Here is an 18,352-nt window from a genome sequence, read left to right as displayed (position 1 = left end):
CGCCTTGTAGCGCCAGTCAAATCCGTGTGTTCACGGCCTGGAGGCGCATTATCACAAACAAGATATCCATCTGTGCCTCCTTCTTTCGCAAGTTGTAGAGCGCCCGTCTTTTAGCGCGACTTTTCCTGTTTGAAAAGCGAAATATGCCTGAAAAATGGGCTGAATCCTTCAATTCTCTTTATGGGAGAGATCACGGAAATGAAGGGTGCGCGAAAAATCTGAGACAAATCCAGGCGATTTCGCTAGTTGCAGCATATGACAAAACTGCGCATCGCCCTTTACCAACCCGACATTCCCGGCAACACCGGCACGATCCTGCGGCTCGCCGCCTGCCTCGGCCTCGGCGTCGACATTATCGAGCCGGCCGGCTTCGACATATCGGACCGCAATCTGAAGCGCGCCGGCATGGATTATCTTGCCACTGTCACCCTGACCAGACACGTCAATTGGGAGCGCTTCGAGGCATGGAGGCAGGAAAGCGGACGGCGGCTGGTGCTGGCCTCAACGAAGGCGGCCCAGCGCTACACGGATTTTGCTTACCGCGACGACGATATTCTCCTCTTCGGCCGCGAAAGCGCCGGCGTGCCGGAGCATGTGCATGAAAAGGCCGATGGCCGCGTGCTGATCCCCATGGTCGAGGGCCAACGCTCCATCAATGTTGCGATGTCAGCCGCCATGATATCGGGGGAAGCCTTGCGGCAAACGCAATGGCCGCCGCTGACCGCACCGGGGCCGCACCTGGCCTGAATGTCGCACCCGAATAGGCGTTGGCACGCCGGATAAAGTGTGAGAAGCTTCGCTCTGGAATGCTCTAACTCAGGCAGCCTTGACGAGGTGACCCATGTTCCAGACGGCATTCACGCTTTCCCTTACGCAGTTCGCACGTACATTGAGCCTTCCCGAGCGGCTCCAGCACTCCCCCTTGCGCAACCTCGCGCTTGAGGGCCTTCGCCAGCGCAACTTCGTTCTCGATGCGCTGTTTTACGACGTCAAGGTCATCACACCCGAGGAAGCCTTCTATATCAGCGACTCGCTCGCCGCCGAAGGCGCGATCCTGATCGTGCCGCCGAGCGGTCTTGGGGCGCTCACCCTCTGCGAAACCATCGATGAATTCGTCTTGCGCGGCGGCGGTAATGCCCGGGCGCTCGCAGTCGCCGGCATCGGCGGCTCCGCGCTCGGCGCGGCCGCCTTTGCCCGCAACGTGGCAGATGCGATCGACGCACCGGTCGCGGTCGTCGTCTCAGGCTACGGCATAGCCGATGCCATCACGGAAGCCTTCGGCGGATCGTTTTTCTTCGGTCATTTGAGGGGGCTGCGGCCGCTGCTTGAAAGCCTGGATGATCTTGCCGGCCGGCCCAAGGTTGGAGCGCAGCGCGATGGAACTGCTGCCCGCACCAGCCTGGACACCAGAACGGTGCAGGCGCTTCTTGCCGATCCCCGCCTCTCCTTCCCTCTGCTGGCGGGCCACTCCAAAGGCAATCTGGTCCTCTCTGCCGCCCTGCATAACCTCTCGAAGCAGGATGAGGGGCGGGTTGCGGAGCTGGCGCAGCATACCAAGATCGTGACGATCGGTACGCGCATCGCGATGCCGTCGGCATTCACCGATGTCGTCGATGTCATGGGCGAGTGGGACTGGTTCGGCGAGATCAATTCCCGACGGTTCATCCGCGCCGATCAGCGCGTCGCACATGCATGGCATCACACGAACACCGATTTGAGCGGCCACCTGCCGGTGACCATTACGCTGATGGAAATTCTTGCGGCATCGCCCGTCGCCGAAGATCGGAAAGCTGGAGAACACCAAGCTGCAACGCTCGGTGCCGCGACCGAACCGGCGGCAATACCAGAGACAAAGCCTCCCTCACCTCCGGCTCCAGCCAGTGGCAACACGACTGGGATCGAGAAGGTCAAGAAAGCTTTCTCCCCGTGGCCCATGCCAAGCGCTCAGCCGCCCGCGTTCGGTCCATCGGATGATCCGCCACCGCCCATGCCGCATTGAGCTCGCGACACATCGCCAGCCCGCCTCGGAGAAACGGGAGCACGCTTCGGGAGCCATCACCCGTCATGCAGGCGCCATGTCGTGCGGTTTCAGTCCGCCGATGGCAAGCGCCGCATGGTGAATTCGATGCGATCGCCGTCGACCTGACGCCAGCTTTCGACTTCGGTCCAGTAGGCAGCTTTCGGGAATTCGGTGAACCATTCACGCGCCTTTTCACGCGCTTCGGGGCGACTGAGACAAAAGGTCTCGCGAACGAATTCACTCTTTCCACCGGCGGGATGGTCCTGCCGGTAACGGAATATTCTGCGTCTCAACCCATCAAGGGGCGGCGGTCCAGGTATCCTCATGATAAAACCTCGCCTTTGAGAGAGGGAACATAATACCGCATTGTGAAATTTGCGAGTCGATTCTCCTGCGACGTTGCTGCACTGGCTGCGCCGCAATCTTGCTGATATTCCAACTCACGATACATACAGCGCGAATCGCGGGCCGCCGGCTGCTCGCGCCGTCGGAGAGCATGAATGGAACGACCCAATCTTCCCAAAGGATTACCCGAGGATATTGAAGAGAAGAAAGAAGCAGCACGACATTGGTTCGAAAGCCTGCGCGACACGATCTGCGCGGAGTTCGAGCAGCTGGAGAACGAGCTGACCGGCCCCCTTTCCGACCAGGAGCCCGGCCGCTTCGTCGCCAAGGACTGGCAGAGAGACAAGGGCCAGGGCGGCGGCGGCCGCATGTCGATGATGGAAGGCCGCGTCTTCGAAAAGGTCGGCGTCCACACCTCGACGGTCTATGGCGAATTCTCTCCCGATTTCCGCAGCCAGATTCCGGGCGCCGAGGAAGATCCGCGCTTCTGGGCTTCGGGACTGTCGCTGATTGCCCATCCCGTCAATCCGAACGTGCCGACCGTGCACATGAACACCCGCATGGTGGTGACGACGAGCCAGTGGTTCGGCGGCGGCGCTGACCTGACGCCGATGCTCGAGCGCCGGCGCACGCAGGAAGATGCCGACAGCGCCCTCTTCCATCGCGCCATGCAGATCGTCTGCGACCGTCACGCCGTCGCGGACTATCAGCACTACAAGAACTGGTGCGACGAATATTTCTTCCTGAAGCACCGCAACGAGCCGCGCGGTATCGGCGGCATCTTCTTCGACTGGCTGCATTCTTCGGAAGAAGCCGGCGGCTGGAATGCCGATTTTGCCTTCACCCGCGACGTCGGCCGCGCCTTCACGATGGTCTACCCGCGCATCGTCCGCTCCAATTTCAACGAAACATGGACGGAAGAGGACCGTGACGAGCAATTAATTCGCCGCGGGCGCTATGTGGAGTTCAATTTGCTGTACGATAGGGGTACAATATTCGGACTAAAGACTGGCGGCAATGTGGAGTCCATTCTTTCGTCCCTGCCGCCGGTGGTGCGTTGGCCCTGATGCATGTCGCGCAAGTGTGGCGGCGTTTTGCGATAACGACATGCAAAAGCAGGCAATGCGGAGTGTAATGGGCGAGTGTGAAAGATCGCGATACGCTTTAGATATCCGACGGAGTTGATCGGATAATGCCCTGAAATCGGCGGGAGGAGTGACTAAGTGACCTAATGCTCGTTTCAATCGGAGGAGGTTGTAAATGGCAGCAGAGAAACACGTCACCGAAGCTTCGAAAGAGCAGAAACTTTCACGCACGGTCGATAGTCCCGAGTTTATCGTCCGACTGGCCGAAGATATGCGGATCCGTAGCGGATCCGACCTGCCGCTATCCTGCTTCATCGAACAGGTGAGGATGCAGCTGGCGGGTAAATCACCGAACGACATCGCCCGCTTCGCGGCTGATCGCTCGGCAAGACAGCCACCGGTTACGAAGTATCAGTCATCGGACTGCTTCAGATCCTGGGCAATGCCGGATTGAATCCGGGAGACAGCCGGCGGCAAGCGGGAGGCTTGGCGCCGGCAGAAACTTTTTTCCACCGACCGCGTTTAGCCCCATGTCGTTCAGCCCTACGCCTTTGGCATGGAGGGACCGGAACGATTGGAGAGATGAGGAGGAAGATATGCGACTGTTCGAGTGTGGGACGTTGGTGCCGGGCTGCTCCTGGCATACTCGCGCCCAGGACGATGCCGAAGTGGTTCGCCGTGCCGTCGAGCACATGCGCGATGCGCATGGTGAGACGATCATTCGGGAAAACATGGTCGACAATATCAAGGCACGCATTCGCGACGAAGCCAATGCGGCCTGATTAGGCGCCGGCAACGGGTCTCGATATCACGCGGCAGCCAACTCTTTCAGTCGGGCGAGAAGGCTCGCCCGGTTCATCTTGAAGTTTCCGTCGAGCCATTCCTGCTCGAGCTTGCCAAGAAGCTCGCCGACGCGCGGCCCGGCGGCGACACCCGCAGCCAGTGCATCCGCACCGCTGAGCGGGAAAGCGGGTCTGTTCCATTTTGCCGCTCGTTCGAGCAGCTTGCCCAGCCGCGCGGCACGTCCCATTTCCTCGAAATCGCTCTCCGCCTTGCTCCGCGCCGTCACAAGCGCCAGCTTCAGGCGAACCAGGATGCCCGATGGGTCATGGCGATAAAGCAGGCGGTCGAAGGCCGCTTCCGAAATATCGTCCTTGACGACAGGCGCATTCGCCCATGCCTGGAGATAGGCGCCTTCGGCTTTTGAAAGACGCAACCGCTCGGCAAGTTTTGCAAGTCTCGCTGCATCCGGCGGCACGATCGCGGCGAGCCGCAGCAACGGCTCCGCCGGCCAGCCGAGCGCCTGCTCGGCGGCGACAAGCCCCGGAATGGCGTCAATGCCCCATTTCTCGGTTTCCGGCAGCACTTCGGTCAATATGCCGATCTGGCGCATCCAGAGCAGCGCCCTGCCCGGATCCTGAGCCGCCAGAAGCTTTTTCATTTCCGACCAGACGCGCTCGGCCGAGAGCGTCGATATCTTCGACTTCGCAGCGGCGCAGGCGCGAAGCCCGTCCGCATCCGGCCGGCCGCTGCCGTAGTGGGCGAAGAAGCGGAAGAACCGCAGGATACGCAAGTAATCCTCGGCGATCCGTGTCGCCGCGTCGCCGATGAAGCGGATATTGCGGCGCTCCAGATCGGCCAGCCCGCCGACAAGATCCACGACCTCGCCGTCGGCAGACGCATAGAGCGCATTGATGGTCAAGTCGCGCCGCTCGGCGTCGGCCTGCCAATCCTGGCTGAAAGCAACCACGGCGCGGCGTCCATCCGTCTCCACATCGCGCCGCAAGGTGGTGATTTCGAACGGTTTTCCATCAATGACCAAGGTCACGGTGCCATGCGCGATGCCCGTTGGCACCGCCTTGATCCCCGCCGCCTCGGCTCTTTCGACAACGGCCTCCGGCAACAGGGTGGTCGCTATATCTATATCGGCGACCGGCAATCCCATCAGGCTGTTGCGCACCGCCCCGCCGACGACGCGCCCCTCGCCACCCTCGGCATCGAGCAACGACAGCACCCGCTGCAATGCCTCATCGCGAAACCAGGCCTCATCGGCAACGGACGTCATGTATAGAGCCTTTCATAAAGCGTGCGGACGATACCGGCGGTAATGCCCCATATCATGCGCTGCCCATAAGGCATGCGGTAGAAATGGCGTTCAGTTCCCTGCCAGAGCATCGTGTCGGTCACGTGGTGGTCGGGGTCCATCAAGAAGGAGAGCGGCACCTCGAAGGCATCCTCTACTTCCGTCGGATTGAGAGCCAGATGAAAGCCCGGCTTCACCACGGCGAGAATCGGCGTGATGCGAAAGCCGGTCGCCGCCAGATAATGCGGCAGCCGCGCCACCGGCTCGATGAAGATGTCGGCCAGCCCGATCTCCTCGCCCGCCTCGCGCACTGCCGCCATTTCCGGCGAGGCATCTTCCGGGTCGATAGCACCGCCCGGAAAGGCGATCTGGCCGGAATGCTTGCGCAGGGTGGATGTCCTCAGCGTGAAGATGACCTTGGCATCGTCGCCGCTGTCGACGACCGGTACGAGTACGGCAGCATCCTTCAGCTTCAGGTCCGCGACCTGCGCTATGGTCTCCGGATTAAGCAGATGATCGCCATGATCGCGCCAGGCGAGATCGATCGGGCCACCGCTCTGATTGAGGGCGCGACGCCGGAATTCATCCGCGGAATAAAGAGGGAATTCGCTCATCGAGTCAGCGCATCCAGTTCCGCAACCGGCATGACAGGGAAGATCGTGCCCCCTGAGCGCACGCAGAACATCTCGCGCCCGGCAATTTCGACGGGTTCGCCGAGTTCGACGAGGTCGTACATGACTGCCCGCGTCACCAGCGCTTCAAGACGCCCCCGGACATGCAGGTAAGGCTTCAATTCATCGTTCTCACCGCTGATGACGAAACGGATCGGATGGTCCCTGCCAGCCTCGACGACATCGCCGACATTCGTGCGGAAGGTCAACACGCGCTTGCCGTCGCGCTCCGTTACGCTCATCTCGACAGCCACGAAAGGCGCATCGATGACGCGGATGCCGACCTTTTCCACAGGCGTGACGAGATAGGTCTTCCCATCGGCATCCTTGCGAAGGACGGTGGAAAACAGCCGAACCAACGGCGCGCGGCCGATCGGCGTGCCCAGATAAAACCAGGTGCCGTCGGCCCTGATTTCCATGTCGATATCGCCGCAGAACGGCGGATTCCAGCGATCGACGGGCGGCAGCCCCTTCTTACGGCCGCCGCTATCACCGGCCGCGCGCGAAATCAGCGCCGCGAGGCTTGCGGCATCGCCCGTTGTCCTGATTTCCTCGATTGCCATTCTTCTGTCCCGGTTGGTCGTTAGTCAGGAATATGACAGTTCTCACGAGATAGTCATTTGAAACGTGCTTGTCAGCCGTCTTGGTGGCGATAAGTTGTATTGATTATGAGGCAAATGTGTAACGTCTGCGAATCACGCACACCGTTTTTCTGCCATTGGAGACGCAAATGGGCATGATCAAATCGACCGAAACGAGCCTCGATGAACAGGCCATCATCGCCTCAGCCGAAAAGGCGCTTGGCGATATTGCCCGCATCCGCGAAGAGGTGTCGAAGGTCATTTTCGGCCAGGAAAGCGTCGTGGAAAACACGCTGCTCGCCGTGCTCGCCGGCGGTCACGCCCTGCTCGTCGGCGTACCTGGCCTTGCAAAGACGAAGCTCGTGACGACACTCGGCGCCGTGCTCGGCCTTGCCTCCAATCGCGTGCAGTTCACCCCCGACCTGATGCCGTCGGATATTCTCGGCTCCGAAGTGATGGATCAGGACGAGAGCGGCCGCCGCTCCTTCCGTTTCGTCAAGGGACCGGTCTTCGCGCAATTGCTGATGGCCGACGAAATCAACCGCGCCTCGCCGCGCACGCAGTCGGCCCTGCTGCAGTCCATGCAGGAATACCACGTCACCATCGCCGGCCAGCGCTACGACCTTCCCGCTCCCTTCCACGTTCTCGCAACACAGAATCCTTTGGAACAGGAAGGCACCTATCCGCTGCCGGAAGCCCAGCTCGACCGTTTCCTGCTGCAGGTCGACGTCGATTATCCCGAGCTTGCCGACGAGCGCCGCATCCTGCTGGAAACGACGGGCTTGAGCGAAGCGACGCCGCAGGCAGTCATCGATGCCGAGCGCCTCTTGGAAATCCAGCAGCTGATCCGGCAGATGCCGGTCAGCGACGGCGTGGTCGATGCGATCCTGTCGCTGGTGCGCTCGGCTCGTCCGGGCCAGGGCAATGCCTCGACGGACAAGCATGTCGCCTGGGGTCCCGGCCCACGCGCCGGCCAGGCAATGATGCTCTGCGCCCGCGCCCGCGCCCTTTACGAAGGCCGGCTTGCGCCGTCGATCGACGACATTCATGCACTGGCCGAACCCGTATTGGAACACCGCATGGCGCTGACTTTTGCCGCCCGCGCAGAAGGTATGTCCGTGCGCGATGTCATTGCAGGGCTGGTCAAGTCGAAATCGTGACCCGGATGTCGAGGAGAGTATAGCGCGTGGCATCCATCGGACAGATCGTCAGACCGACCTCAGGCAACGATGCCCTCTCCCGAGCCCGCAGCCGTGCCGCCCTCGTGCCTGATTGCCTCGTCGAAGCCAAGCGCATCGCCAATACCGTGATCGCCGGCTGGCACGGCCGGCGCAAGCGCGGGATCGGCGAGAATTTCTGGCAGTTCCGCCCCTATACCGAAGGTGAAAGCCTTTCGCGCATCGACTGGCGGCGCTCGGCCCGCGACGATCATACCTATATCCGCGATCATGAATGGGAAGCCGCGCATACGATCTGGCTCTGGGCCGATCTGTCGCCGTCCATGATGTATAAGTCGACCTATGGCCATGTGTCCAAGGAGGGTCGCGCGCTCGTCCTGATGCTGGCCCTGGCGGAAATTCTTTCCCGCTCTGGCGAGCGTATCGGCTGCCCCGGCATCATGGAGCCGGTTTCGACCCGCAACGCTGCCGAGCGTCTGGCCGCAGCCCTGATGCATACCCCGCTCGAAGGCGGTCTTCCGCAGACATCAATGATCCGTGGCTGGAGCGATATCGTGCTGATCGGCGATTTTCTCGACGATGCCGATAGCGTCATGGGCAGGATCGGCCCCTTGGCGCGCCGGGGCTTGCGAGGCCATGTGATCGAGGTTGCCGATCCCGCCGAAGAGCTCTTTCCCTATAGCGGACGGACCGAATTCAGCGATCCCGAAACGGGCTCGAAGCTGATTGCCGGCCGCGCAGAAAACCTGCGAGACGATTATCAGCGCGCCTATCTCGCTCGCCGTGAAAACCTTGGCCAATCGCTGCGTCATCTCGGCTGGACCTTCGTCAGCCACCGCACGGACCGGCTGGCCTCCGAAGCGCTGGTCACCGTGCATATGTATCTTTCCGGCATGCCCGCCAGAGTAGCTTCCGGAGGGCACCCATGAGCGGTCTCTCCTTTGCATTCGCCTCGCCCGCCATCCTCGCGGCTCTTATCCTGCTCCCTGCGATCTGGTGGTTGCTGCGCCTGACGCCGCCGCAACCGCGCACCGAAGTGTTCCCGCCGCTCCGCATTCTGGCCGCCATCCTCAAGCGCGAGGAAACGCCGGCGCGCAGCCCCTGGTGGCTGACGCTACTGCGCATGCTGCTGGCCGCCCTCGTCATCCTCGCCATCGCCAACCCGATGTTCAATCCGCGCACCAATACGCTATCGAGCGGCGGGCCGCTGGTGCTGATGATCGACAATAGCTGGGCGAGCGTCTCCGACTGGGAACGCCGCGTACGCACGGCTGACGCGCTGATCGACGATGCGGATGCCAAGAGCATTCCCGTATCGATCGCCTTCACCGCAGAGCAGAGCAATGATGCGACGCCGGGAGCTGCGACATCGGCGCGTGACAAGCTGCATGCCATGAATCCAAGGCCGCTGGTGCCTGATCGCGAGCGCGCTGCCGACGCCGTTAAGGCCGCGCTCAACGGCAGCAAGCCCGGCACGATCGCCTTCATCTCCGATGGCGTCGAGAGCAGGGATAAGGACGACATCGTCAGCCGGCTCGCCGCGCTGCAGCCAGGCGAGCTGCGGCTGATCGAAGGCGACGGTCAAAATATCATTGCAATCACCGGCGCGGCCAATACCGCCAACAACATGACCGTCACCGCGACGCGGCTGAATGGTACCGCCCCGATGCGCCTCGGGCTGACCGCACAGGACAATCAGGGGCGGCCGATCGCCGCCGGTTCGCTTGATTTCGCCGGCGGCCAGACCGTCGCCACCGGCTCCATTGCCGCTCCTTTCGAGATGCGCAATGATTTCGCCCGCATAAGCCTCGACCGGCAAGCGAGCGCCGGAAGCGTCTATCTGCTCGATGATGGTTTCCGGCGCCGGCGCGTGGCGCTTCTTTCCGGTCAGGCAGCCGACGAATTCCAGCCGATCCTGTCGCCACTCTATTATATCCAGCGCGCCCTCCAGCCCTATGCCGACCTGATCCAGCCGAACAGCGCCGATCTCGCCAAATCGATCCCGGAGCTGCTCACCGGCAATCCCTCGGTCATCATCATGGCCGATGTCGGCCGCCTGCCGCAGGAAACCTATGCGCCGCTGCAGAAGTGGATCCAGAATGGCGGCACGCTCGTCCGCTTCGCCGGCCCGCGCCTTGCCGCGGCACCCGCCGACGATCCGCTCGTGCCCGTGACGCTGCGGCAGGGCGAGCGCACATTCGGCGGCGCACTTTCCTGGGCAGAGCCGCAGCCACTTTCCGATTTCCCGGCCTTCGGCCCCTTCGCCGGCATGCCGAAGCCCAAGGATGTGCTCATCAAGCGGCAGGTCCTGGCCGAGCCGACGCCGGATCTGGCCGAGCGCACCTGGGCAAGCCTTGCCGACGGCACTCCGCTGGTCACCGAAAAGCAGATGCAGGCTGGCCGCATCGTTCTCTTCCACGTCAGCGCCGAGCCGCAATGGTCCGACCTGCCGATCTCAGGCGATTTTGTCGAAATGCTGCGCCGGATCGTGCAACTGTCCCATGCCGGCGGCGTCACTCCGGCGGAAGGCGCCGCTGCCAAGGGAAGCGAAGCGATGCCGCCTTACCGGCTCCTGACCGCAAAGGGCGTGTTGACCAGCGAAATCGGCAGCGCGCGCCCGCTGGAACCGAACAGCAAGGGAGCGTCGATTGCAAGTTTCGACAATCCGCCCGGCCTCTACGGCTCCGAAGAAGGCTTTGTCGCACTGAATACGCTTTCGAGCGGCACGCAACTAAAACCGCTGGATGCCTCGGCTTTGGGCGCGGTCGCACGGGAGGGCCTCATCGGCGGAGAAGCCTGGTCGGCAAAGCCGATCCTCTTCACCCTCGCCTTCCTGATCCTGCTGGCCGACAGCATCATCGTATTGTTCATGAATGGCGCCTTCCCGCGCCTCGGCAGATCGGCAAAGACGATGGCGGGTGGCGCAGCGATGCTGCTGCTGGCCGCCTCGCTTGCCATCTTCCTGCATCCGGCAATCGCATTGGCCGACGATTCAAAACCCGGCGACGACACCATCTTTTCGCGGCTGGATAAGACCCATCTTGCCTATGTCGTCACGGGCGAGTCGGAGGTCGATCATATCTCGGAGCGCGGCCTTGCCGGCCTCTCCGACTATCTCACCTATCGCACGACGCTCGAGCCCGGCCCTCCGGTCGGGCTGGACCTGACCAAGGACGAGTTGGCCTTTTACCCCCTGATCTACTGGCCGGTTTCAGCGACCGCGCCGATGCCTTCCAATGACGCCATCAACCGCATCGACGCCTATATGCGCAATGGCGGCACCGTACTGTTCGACACCCGTGACGCCATCGACACGATGGGCGATACCTCGACGCCAAGCCCGAACGGCCAGCGCTTGCAGCAGATCCTCGCCAATCTCGATATTCCGCCCCTGGAGCCGGTACCGGCAGGACACGTGCTGACCAAATCCTTCTATCTTCTGTCGAGCTTCCCCGGCCGCTATGCCGATAGTCCGCTTTGGGTGGAGGCGCGGCAGGATGTGCGCCGCGACGCAAATGCGGTCGCAACCTCCGACGGTGTGACGCCGATCATCATAACGGGCAATGATCTGGCTGGCGCCTGGGCCATCGATGAAAACGGTTCGCCGCTGCTGCCGACCGTGCCGCCGGACGAAACCCAGCGCGAATACGCCTATCGCACCGGCGTCAACATCATGATGTACATGCTGACCGGAAACTATAAATCCGATCAGGTCCACGTTCCGGATATCTTGCAGCGCTTGGGGCAGTAATATGAATATCGGTTTCGCCCCATTCCTCCCCTGGCCTATCCTGACCGCTCTGGCGGTGCTGACGCTTGCCATCGCGGCGCTTGCGATCTTCAGGCGCCTTCGCGGCGGCTGGATCCGTGCTCTGGCGGGCATTGCTCTCCTGGCTGCGCTCGCCAACCCGGTGCTGATGCAGGAGGATCGCGAGCAGCTGACGACCATCGTCCCGATCGTGGTCGACCGCAGTCTCAGCCAGCAGACACCGGAACGCTCCAAGATGACGGATGACGCTCTGGCGATGCTCAAGGACCGGCTGGCGCAATTCCCGCGCATGGAGCCACGCATCGTCGAGGTGCGCGATCCGGCGGAAGCAGAATCGCCCTCGACGCGGCTTTTCTCGGCGCTGTCCTCGGCGATCGCGGACGTGCCGCCCGCCCGCATCGGCGGCGCCATCTTCCTCACGGACGGCCAGATCCATGACATCCCCGGCATCAACCAGCAACTCGGCTTCGACGCACCCATCCACGGGCTAATCACAGGCAAGCCGGACGAATTCGATCGCCGCATCGAAATCGTACGCGCCCCTCGTTTCGGCATCGTCAACGACGAGCAGCAGCTCGTCTTTCGTGTCATTGACGATGGCAAGAGCCCTGGCGTCACGGCGGCAGTGACCGTCAAGATGAACGGCGACGAAATCGCCACGCTGCAGGCTACACCCGGCCAGGACACGCCCTTCAGCTTCAAGGTGCCCCGCGCCGGCAACAATGTCCTCGAATTCGCCGTCGCCGAGGTGCCTGGCGAGGTTACGGCGATCAACAATCGCACCGTCCAGCTGATCGAAGGCATCCGCCAGAACATGCGCGTTCTGCTCGTCTCGGGTGAACCGCATGCCGGCGAGCGCGCTTGGCGCAACCTTTTGAAATCGGACGCCTCGGTCGATCTCGTGCACTTCACCATCCTGCGTCCGCCGGACAAGCAGGACGGTACCCCGATCAACGAATTGTCGCTGATCGCCTTCCCGACGCGCGAGCTTTTCGTCGACAAGATCAATTCTTTCGACCTGATCATTTTCGATCGCTACCAGGATCGCCAGAACGTCCTGCCGACGATCTATTATGATTATATGGCGCAATATGTCGAAAACGGCGGCGCCCTGCTCGTGGCCGCCGGTCCGGAACATGCCGGCGGCAGTTCGATCGCGCTGACGCCGCTAGCTTCCGTGCTGCCGGCCGAGCCGACGGGCCAGATGATCGAGAAGGCCTTCTATCCGCGTCTGTCGGATCAGGGCCGCAAACATCCCGTGACACGCGGTCTGGATGGATCCGACGCCGAGCCGCCGCATTGGGGCCGCTGGTTCCGCAGCGTCGATGTCGAACGGCCGCAGGGACAGACCGTGATGGTCGGCGCGAATAACAGCCCCTTGCTGGTGCTGAACCGCGTCGGCCAAGGCCGTGTCGCCATGCTGCTCTCCGACGAAGGCTGGCTCTGGGCGCGCGGCTTCGAAGGCGGCGGCCCGCACGTGTCCCTCTATCGCCGCATCGCCCACTGGCTGTTGAAGGAGCCGGCGCTGGAGGAAGAAGCGCTGACTGCGAACGCCGCCGGCCGCACGCTGCAGGTGACGCGCCAGACCATCGGCGACGATCCCGGCCCCGCCACGATCAAATCGCCATCCGGCAGGTCACAGACATTGCCGCTGAAACAGACGCAGCCGGGTCTCTATCAGGCCGAAAAACATATGGACGAGATCGGGCTCTATCAGATTGCCAATGGCAATCTGTCGACGCTCGTCCATATCGGCGCCATCGATGCCCCGGAATTCCGGGCGATGATCTCGACCACCGAGACGCTGAAGCCGCTGTCGCAGAAAACAAAGGGTCTCGTCACCCGGGTTGCCGGCGTCAATGGCAGCGTGACAGTGCCCCAGGTCCTTCCCGTGCGCGGCGCCGTGCGCGTCGCCGACAACCAGCGCCTGACCATCCGCATGACCGACGAAACCGTGTTGAAGGGCATCAATACACTGCCGCTGTTTGCGGGCTTTGCCGGTCTTGCCGCCCTCCTCTTTGCCTTCTCCGCCACATGGTGGCGCGAAGGACGGTGACCGCGATGAAAATTGACGTGACCGATGCCCCAAGCGAAAGCGAACTCGCAGCCATCAGCGAGGGATTGACGGCCTTCAATGCTGCCGATGTCGGCCCCTCGAAGCGCCGTCCCCTGGCGGTCCTTATCCGCGACGATGCCGGCAGGACCATCGGCGGCATTTCCGGCTATACCGCCTGGGGGTGGCTGTTCACGCAATGGCTCTTCGTGCCCGAAAGTCTGCGCGGCCAGGGCATGGCCGGAAAGTTGCTAGAGGCAGCGGAAGCGGAGGCAAGCGCGCGCGGCTGTTTCGGAGCGTGGATCGATACGTTCAATCCGCAGGCGCTGAAAGCCTATCAGCGGCAGGGCTATACGATCTTCGGCGAACTGCCGGATTTCCCGGCTGGTCGCAGCCGATTCTTTCTGAAGAAGACGTTGTCGCCCCGCTGACACCAAGCAGGGCGATTTTTATCGATAGCGCCTTAGACAGCGATCGCCGTGAACTGCACGACTTCATCCAGATCGTCGTCTTCGGCTTCCGTAGCCGCAGTGGAATCATCGCGCCAGGCGATCGAACCGTGCAACCGCGCATGCGTGTCGGCGGCGATCGGCACGACCAGCACCCGGTTGGGATCGACAGGCCCCGGGAAGGTCAATGCGTTGTAGGCGACCTTCTCGAAACCGAGCGGACCATAATAGGGTGGATCGCCGACGAGGATGACGGCTTCCGAGCCCTTGCGCTTGGCGGCCTCGACGGCGATGCGCACGAGCTCGCGGCCGATGCCCTTGTTCTTGTGGGAGGGGCGCACGGCAAGCGGGCCGAGCAGATGGCCCTTGACCGATCCGGCCAGCACCGGCGTCATCCGCACGGAGGCGATCGTCTCGCCATCGTCGGCGCAGATGAAGGACAGCGACCGGTCATGCGGCCCCTGTTCGCGAATGCGAGCGGCAGCGCGCGTAAACCGGCCAGGACCGAACGCTTCTTCGTTGATGATTTCGATGACGGCGTCGTGCGACGCATCCTCAGTGAGGTAGACCAGATCGTGCTTGTACATTAGACCAGTGAAACCAGATAGACGAACGATATTGTTTCCGGAAGCGCTCGTGGAGCGTTCAAGATCATCGGCGTCGTCGCAGGCTTCTGGCTACTTTCATGACAAGGGTCCTTAAATTGTGAAAAGCCGGATAGCAGGAAATATCCGGCGCGTCCAATGCAAAATACATGGTGCCATTTTTTAATGCGGCATCGTGCCCACATCCTGGCCTTCACGCATAACGCCGGTGCCCGAAGCCTCTCAGCCATGCATGCGACGCAGTGTTCATCATTTGCCGTCTCGAAATCCGGCGTGCATGCCGTATCTCTTGATATATAGTTTCGGCAGTTTCCCGAAAGGATCAAGCAATGGGCATGTTGGTGGACGGCGTCTGGCATGACGTCTGGTACGATACCAAAGAAACGAAGGGCCATTTCAAGCGCGCCGCGTCGCAGTTCCGAAACTGGGTGACCGCGGATGGCAGCGCTGGGCCGACAGGCACCGGCGGCTTCAAGGCTGAAGCCGGGCGCTACCATCTCTACGTCTCGCTCGCCTGCCCCTGGGCACATCGGACCCTGATCTTCCGCAAGCTGAAGAAGCTGGAGGAGCTGATCTCGGTCTCGATCGTCGATCCGCTGATGCTGGAAAATGGCTGGGAGTTCAAAGGCACAGACGGCGGCACCGTCGACCATCTCTTCGGCGCGACGAAGCTCTGGGAGGTCTATATCAAGGCCGATCCGCATTATTCCGGCCGGGTGACCGTTCCCGTTCTATGGGACAAGCAGACCGGCACGATCGTTAACAACGAATCGGCCGAAATCATTCGCATGTTCAATACCGCCTTCGATGGCCTCACCGGCTCCAAGGCGGATTTCTATCCCGCCGATCTCAGCGCCGATATCGATGCATTGAACGAGCGCGTCTACGATACCGTCAACAACGGCGTCTACAAGGCCGGCTTTGCAACGACGCAGGAAGCCTACCAGGAAAACGCACTTCGCCTCTTCGAAACCCTCGATATGCTGGACAAGCGGCTGGCGACGAAGCGCTATCTGTTCGGAGACCGGCTGACGGAAGCCGACTGGCGCCTGTTCACGACGCTCATCCGCTTCGATGCCGTTTATGTCGGCCATTTCAAATGCAACATCCGCCGCATCGCCGATTATGCCAACCTCTCGGCCTATCTGCGGGATCTCTATCAGATCGCCGGCGTTGCCGAGACGGTGAACCTGACGCATATCAAGAACCACTATTATCGCAGCCACAAGACGATCAATCCGACAGGCATCGTGCCGGTCGGCCCCGATCTGGACTTTGATCGCCCGCACGGCCGCGAGCGACTGGCAAAAGCCGCGTGATTTGAATGCCGGTGGCTACCAGTGATTGGAAGGGGCTTCCGCTCCTTCCAATTCCTTCAGCCTGCGATAGGTTGCCTTCGTCGTTCCGGGCGGCAGCGCATCGAGCGCGAAGAAACCGCTTTCGACGATTTCGCGATCCGGCTTGCGCGGCGCGGTCTGCGTGACCTCGACACGGTAGAAAACGACGTGGTCTCTTTTGCTGATGCGATTGTTGAAATAGACGTGGAAGAGCTGCGGCCGGCCCGAGATCACCAGATTGCCCTCCTCCCGCAGCTCCTTCGCAAGTGCTTCCTCCACCGTCTCATGACGTTCGACGCCGCCGCCGGGCATATGCCAGCCGGCGATATAGGAGTGGCGCACCAGGAACACTCGCCCCTCCCGATCGAAGCAGGCGGCGCGCACGCCAAGCGTCATGCTGCGAGTCAGGCCGAAATAGACATGCAGCGCCCGGCCGAACAACCGCACTGCCAAACTCTGCTTTTCGTCCCTCGAAATATCGTCGCTCATGCGTGAAACCCGATGTCCCGATCCGCATTGAGGTTGGGCATGTATTTGTTTTGACAATAGAGTGGGCTATGTCTCATCCCATGTTCAAGCTCGCGCATATTTCCGATGTTCACCTTGGTCCGCTGCCACGCCTTTCGATCAGAGAGCTCGCCTCCAAACGCATTACCGGATTTGTGAACTGGCACCGAAACCGGCGCAAGCACCTTTTTGGCGGTACGCTTGATCTCCTTCTTGACGACATAAGGGCAAAGCAGGCCGATCATCTGGCCGTAACCGGCGATCTCGTCAATCTTGCGAGCGGCATGGAGATCCAGACCGCAGCAGCATGGCTGAAGACGGTCGGCGATCCGCTGCGCACGTCAGTCGTGCCGGGCAATCACGATGCCTATGTGCCCGGTGCCTACGAAAAGGCCATGCGTGCCTGGTATCCCTATGTGAGCGGCGATCACGCTCCCGCCGAATGGCAGGAAGACCAGCGCATTTTTCCCTATCTGCGCATCCGGGATCAAGTGGCGCTGATCGGCTGCTCGACCGCAGTCGCCACGCCGCCCTTTGCCGCCAGCGGCTTCTACTCCGCCCGCCAGGCGCGCGAGACGGTCAATATCCTGCGCGCTGCCGGCGATGCCGGGCTCTTTCGTGTCGTCATGATCCATCACCCGCCGATTCGCGGCGCGACCAGCTTCTACAAGCGCATGATCGGCATCCGCCGCTTTGCGGCGGTCCTCTCGACGGGCGGGGCCGAACTGGTCCTGCACGGGCACACGCATCTCAACACCTTGCATTGGCTGCGCGGCCATATGGGTCCCGTGCCGATCGTCGGGATCGCTTCCGCCTCGCAAGGGGTCGGTGGCCTGAAGCCGCGCGCCGCCTACAATCTCTTTACGATCGCCGGTCGTCCCGGCGCCTGGGAGTTGAAGGCCGAACGCTACAGCCTCAACGACAACGGCAATGGCGTCGATCCGGAAGGCATCGATATCCTGGCGACATGATCCGCATTTTAGAACGTCGCGCGCATCGTTTCGGTAGCGTTTTCTAAGATACGGAGCTACAATCGGACCATCGGAATCCCGGGAGGATAGGATGGGTTTCAAGGCGGTGATGAAAAGCTTTTCAACTGTGGCGGTCGCCGCCGGATTCTTGGCTGCCGCCAGCCTCCAGGCCATCGCCGCCGGCTCCGAAAATGACGAAACGGCCCCGCCGCCAAAGAGCAAGACGACCACCCAATGCACCGATGGCAAGGTTTGGGACAAGGATAAGAAGCAATGCGTGAAGCCGAAGCAAAGCGCCTTCAATGACGATCAACTGTTCCAGGCAGCGCGCGAATTCGCCTATGCGGGGCAGTATGATAACGCCATCACCGTCCTGAAGCTGGCGAGGAACCAGGACGACCCCCGCATCCTCAACTACCTTGGTTACGCCAATCGCAAAGCAGGCCGCATGGAGCTCGGCATGAGCTACTATCGCAAGGCGCTGCAACGCGACGAGAATTATATCCTTGCGCGCTCCTATATGGGACAGGCCCTTCTCGAGCAGGGCGATGTTCAGGGCGCCCGCGTGCAGCTGGTAGAGATCCGCGATCGCGGCGGCGAAAATAGCTGGGCTTACCGCTCACTACTGCAATCGCTGAAGGGCCATGTCACCTATTGAGACAGCATGGGTCAGCGCATGCACAGACCGCCGCCCGGAG

Annotated in this window: 19 protein-coding genes; 13 read left to right on the top strand and 6 right to left on the bottom strand. The window is 61.7% G+C overall.

What is annotated here, in order from left to right:
• The first annotated feature begins 255 nt into the window (after positions 1-255).
• Both PH552_RS15705 and PH552_RS15700 read left to right on the top strand, forming a co-directional pair.
• The gene (locus tag PH552_RS15705) at positions 256-747 is read left to right on the top strand and encodes a tRNA (cytidine(34)-2'-O)-methyltransferase (RefSeq protein WP_112340687.1); all 492 of its coding nucleotides are present in this window, start codon (positions 256-258) and stop codon (positions 745-747) included.
• A gap of 94 nt (positions 748-841) precedes the next feature.
• The gene (locus tag PH552_RS15700) at positions 842-1,999 is read left to right on the top strand and encodes a hypothetical protein (RefSeq protein WP_285166099.1); all 1,158 of its coding nucleotides are present in this window, start codon (positions 842-844) and stop codon (positions 1,997-1,999) included.
• An 89-nt stretch (positions 2,000-2,088) separates the two neighbouring features.
• Here PH552_RS15700 and PH552_RS15695 read toward each other — a convergent pair whose 3' ends face one another.
• On the bottom strand, positions 2,089-2,346 hold the full coding sequence (locus PH552_RS15695) for a hypothetical protein (protein ID WP_095435419.1): 258 nt from the start codon (positions 2,344-2,346) through the stop codon (positions 2,089-2,091).
• Between the two features lie 174 nt (positions 2,347-2,520).
• On the opposite strand from PH552_RS15695, the gene hemF reads away from it, so the two are divergent.
• From hemF to PH552_RS15680, 3 genes are all read left to right on the top strand, one after another.
• Positions 2,521-3,432: an oxygen-dependent coproporphyrinogen oxidase gene (gene hemF / locus PH552_RS15690; protein WP_285166098.1), complete on the top strand. Its 912-nt coding sequence runs from the start codon at positions 2,521-2,523 to the stop codon at positions 3,430-3,432.
• Positions 3,433-3,625: 193 nt separating this feature from the next.
• The gene (locus tag PH552_RS15685; protein WP_112340684.1) at positions 3,626-3,904 is read left to right on the top strand and encodes a hypothetical protein; all 279 of its coding nucleotides are present in this window, start codon (positions 3,626-3,628) and stop codon (positions 3,902-3,904) included.
• Positions 3,905-4,046: 142 nt separating this feature from the next.
• Positions 4,047-4,232, top strand: coding sequence for a DUF1059 domain-containing protein (locus PH552_RS15680; RefSeq protein WP_112340683.1), 186 nt, complete (start codon positions 4,047-4,049; stop codon positions 4,230-4,232).
• A 26-nt stretch (positions 4,233-4,258) separates the two neighbouring features.
• Here the strand turns inward: PH552_RS15680 and PH552_RS15675 are convergent, their stop codons facing one another.
• From PH552_RS15675 to PH552_RS15665, 3 genes are read right to left on the bottom strand one after another with little or no spacing between them, the layout of a single operon-like run.
• Positions 4,259-5,515, bottom strand: coding sequence for a CCA tRNA nucleotidyltransferase (locus PH552_RS15675; RefSeq protein WP_285166097.1), 1,257 nt, complete (start codon positions 5,513-5,515; stop codon positions 4,259-4,261).
• Positions 5,512-6,147, bottom strand: a complete 636-nt coding sequence (locus tag PH552_RS15670; RefSeq protein ID WP_285166096.1) for an NUDIX hydrolase — start codon at positions 6,145-6,147, stop codon at positions 5,512-5,514. Before PH552_RS15670 ends, PH552_RS15675 begins: the two co-directional genes overlap by 4 nt.
• Positions 6,144-6,767, bottom strand: a complete 624-nt coding sequence (locus PH552_RS15665) for a DUF1285 domain-containing protein (protein WP_285166095.1) — start codon at positions 6,765-6,767, stop codon at positions 6,144-6,146. The genes PH552_RS15670 and PH552_RS15665 overlap by 4 nt, the downstream gene beginning before the upstream one ends.
• Positions 6,768-6,934: 167 nt before the next feature.
• Between PH552_RS15665 and PH552_RS15660 the strand changes: the two genes are divergently transcribed.
• The 5 genes from PH552_RS15660 to PH552_RS15640 are packed head-to-tail and all read left to right on the top strand — an operon-like array spanning position 6,935 to position 14,216.
• Positions 6,935-7,945 carry an AAA family ATPase gene (locus tag PH552_RS15660; RefSeq protein ID WP_285166094.1) on the top strand — a complete coding sequence of 337 codons (1,011 nt, stop codon included), beginning with the start codon at positions 6,935-6,937 and terminating at the stop codon, positions 7,943-7,945.
• A gap of 26 nt (positions 7,946-7,971) precedes the next feature.
• Positions 7,972-8,892 (top strand): DUF58 domain-containing protein, encoded by a 921-nt coding sequence (locus PH552_RS15655; RefSeq protein ID WP_285166093.1) that lies wholly within the window; start codon positions 7,972-7,974, stop codon positions 8,890-8,892.
• Positions 8,889-11,714: a DUF4159 domain-containing protein gene (locus PH552_RS15650; protein WP_285166091.1), complete on the top strand. Its 2,826-nt coding sequence runs from the start codon at positions 8,889-8,891 to the stop codon at positions 11,712-11,714. Before PH552_RS15655 ends, PH552_RS15650 begins: the two co-directional genes overlap by 4 nt.
• Position 11,715: 1 nt before the next feature.
• The gene (locus PH552_RS15645) at positions 11,716-13,788 is read left to right on the top strand and encodes a hypothetical protein (RefSeq protein ID WP_285166089.1); all 2,073 of its coding nucleotides are present in this window, start codon (positions 11,716-11,718) and stop codon (positions 13,786-13,788) included.
• Positions 13,789-13,793: 5 nt separating this feature from the next.
• Positions 13,794-14,216 carry a GNAT family N-acetyltransferase gene (locus PH552_RS15640; RefSeq protein WP_285166088.1) on the top strand — a complete coding sequence of 141 codons (423 nt, stop codon included), beginning with the start codon at positions 13,794-13,796 and terminating at the stop codon, positions 14,214-14,216.
• A gap of 32 nt (positions 14,217-14,248) precedes the next feature.
• Here PH552_RS15640 and PH552_RS15635 read toward each other — a convergent pair whose 3' ends face one another.
• Complete coding sequence (locus PH552_RS15635; RefSeq protein WP_285166087.1) at positions 14,249-14,821, bottom strand: GNAT family N-acetyltransferase; 573 nt, start codon at positions 14,819-14,821, stop codon at positions 14,249-14,251.
• Between the two features lie 347 nt (positions 14,822-15,168).
• Here PH552_RS15635 and PH552_RS15630 point away from each other — a divergent pair, with 347 nt between their 5' ends.
• Positions 15,169-16,158: a glutathione S-transferase family protein gene (locus PH552_RS15630; protein WP_285166085.1), complete on the top strand. Its 990-nt coding sequence runs from the start codon at positions 15,169-15,171 to the stop codon at positions 16,156-16,158.
• Between the two features lie 15 nt (positions 16,159-16,173).
• Here the strand turns inward: PH552_RS15630 and PH552_RS15625 are convergent, their stop codons facing one another.
• On the bottom strand, positions 16,174-16,665 hold the full coding sequence (locus PH552_RS15625; protein WP_113251086.1) for an NUDIX domain-containing protein: 492 nt from the start codon (positions 16,663-16,665) through the stop codon (positions 16,174-16,176).
• 50 nt (positions 16,666-16,715) lie between these two features.
• On the opposite strand from PH552_RS15625, the gene PH552_RS15620 reads away from it, so the two are divergent.
• Both PH552_RS15620 and PH552_RS15615 read left to right on the top strand, forming a co-directional pair.
• The gene (locus PH552_RS15620) at positions 16,716-17,654 is read left to right on the top strand and encodes a metallophosphoesterase family protein (RefSeq protein WP_285166084.1); all 939 of its coding nucleotides are present in this window, start codon (positions 16,716-16,718) and stop codon (positions 17,652-17,654) included.
• Between the two features lie 109 nt (positions 17,655-17,763).
• Complete coding sequence (locus tag PH552_RS15615) at positions 17,764-18,312, top strand: tetratricopeptide repeat protein (protein ID WP_483315496.1); 549 nt, start codon at positions 17,764-17,766, stop codon at positions 18,310-18,312.
• The last annotated feature ends 40 nt before the right edge of the window (positions 18,313-18,352 follow it).

Origin of the sequence: Rhizobium aureum, from assembly GCF_030182495.1 — a bacterium.
GTDB classification, from domain to species: Bacteria; Pseudomonadota; Alphaproteobacteria; order Rhizobiales; family Rhizobiaceae; genus Rhizobium; species Rhizobium tropici_C.
This window is presented reverse-complemented; position numbering and strand designations above follow the sequence as displayed.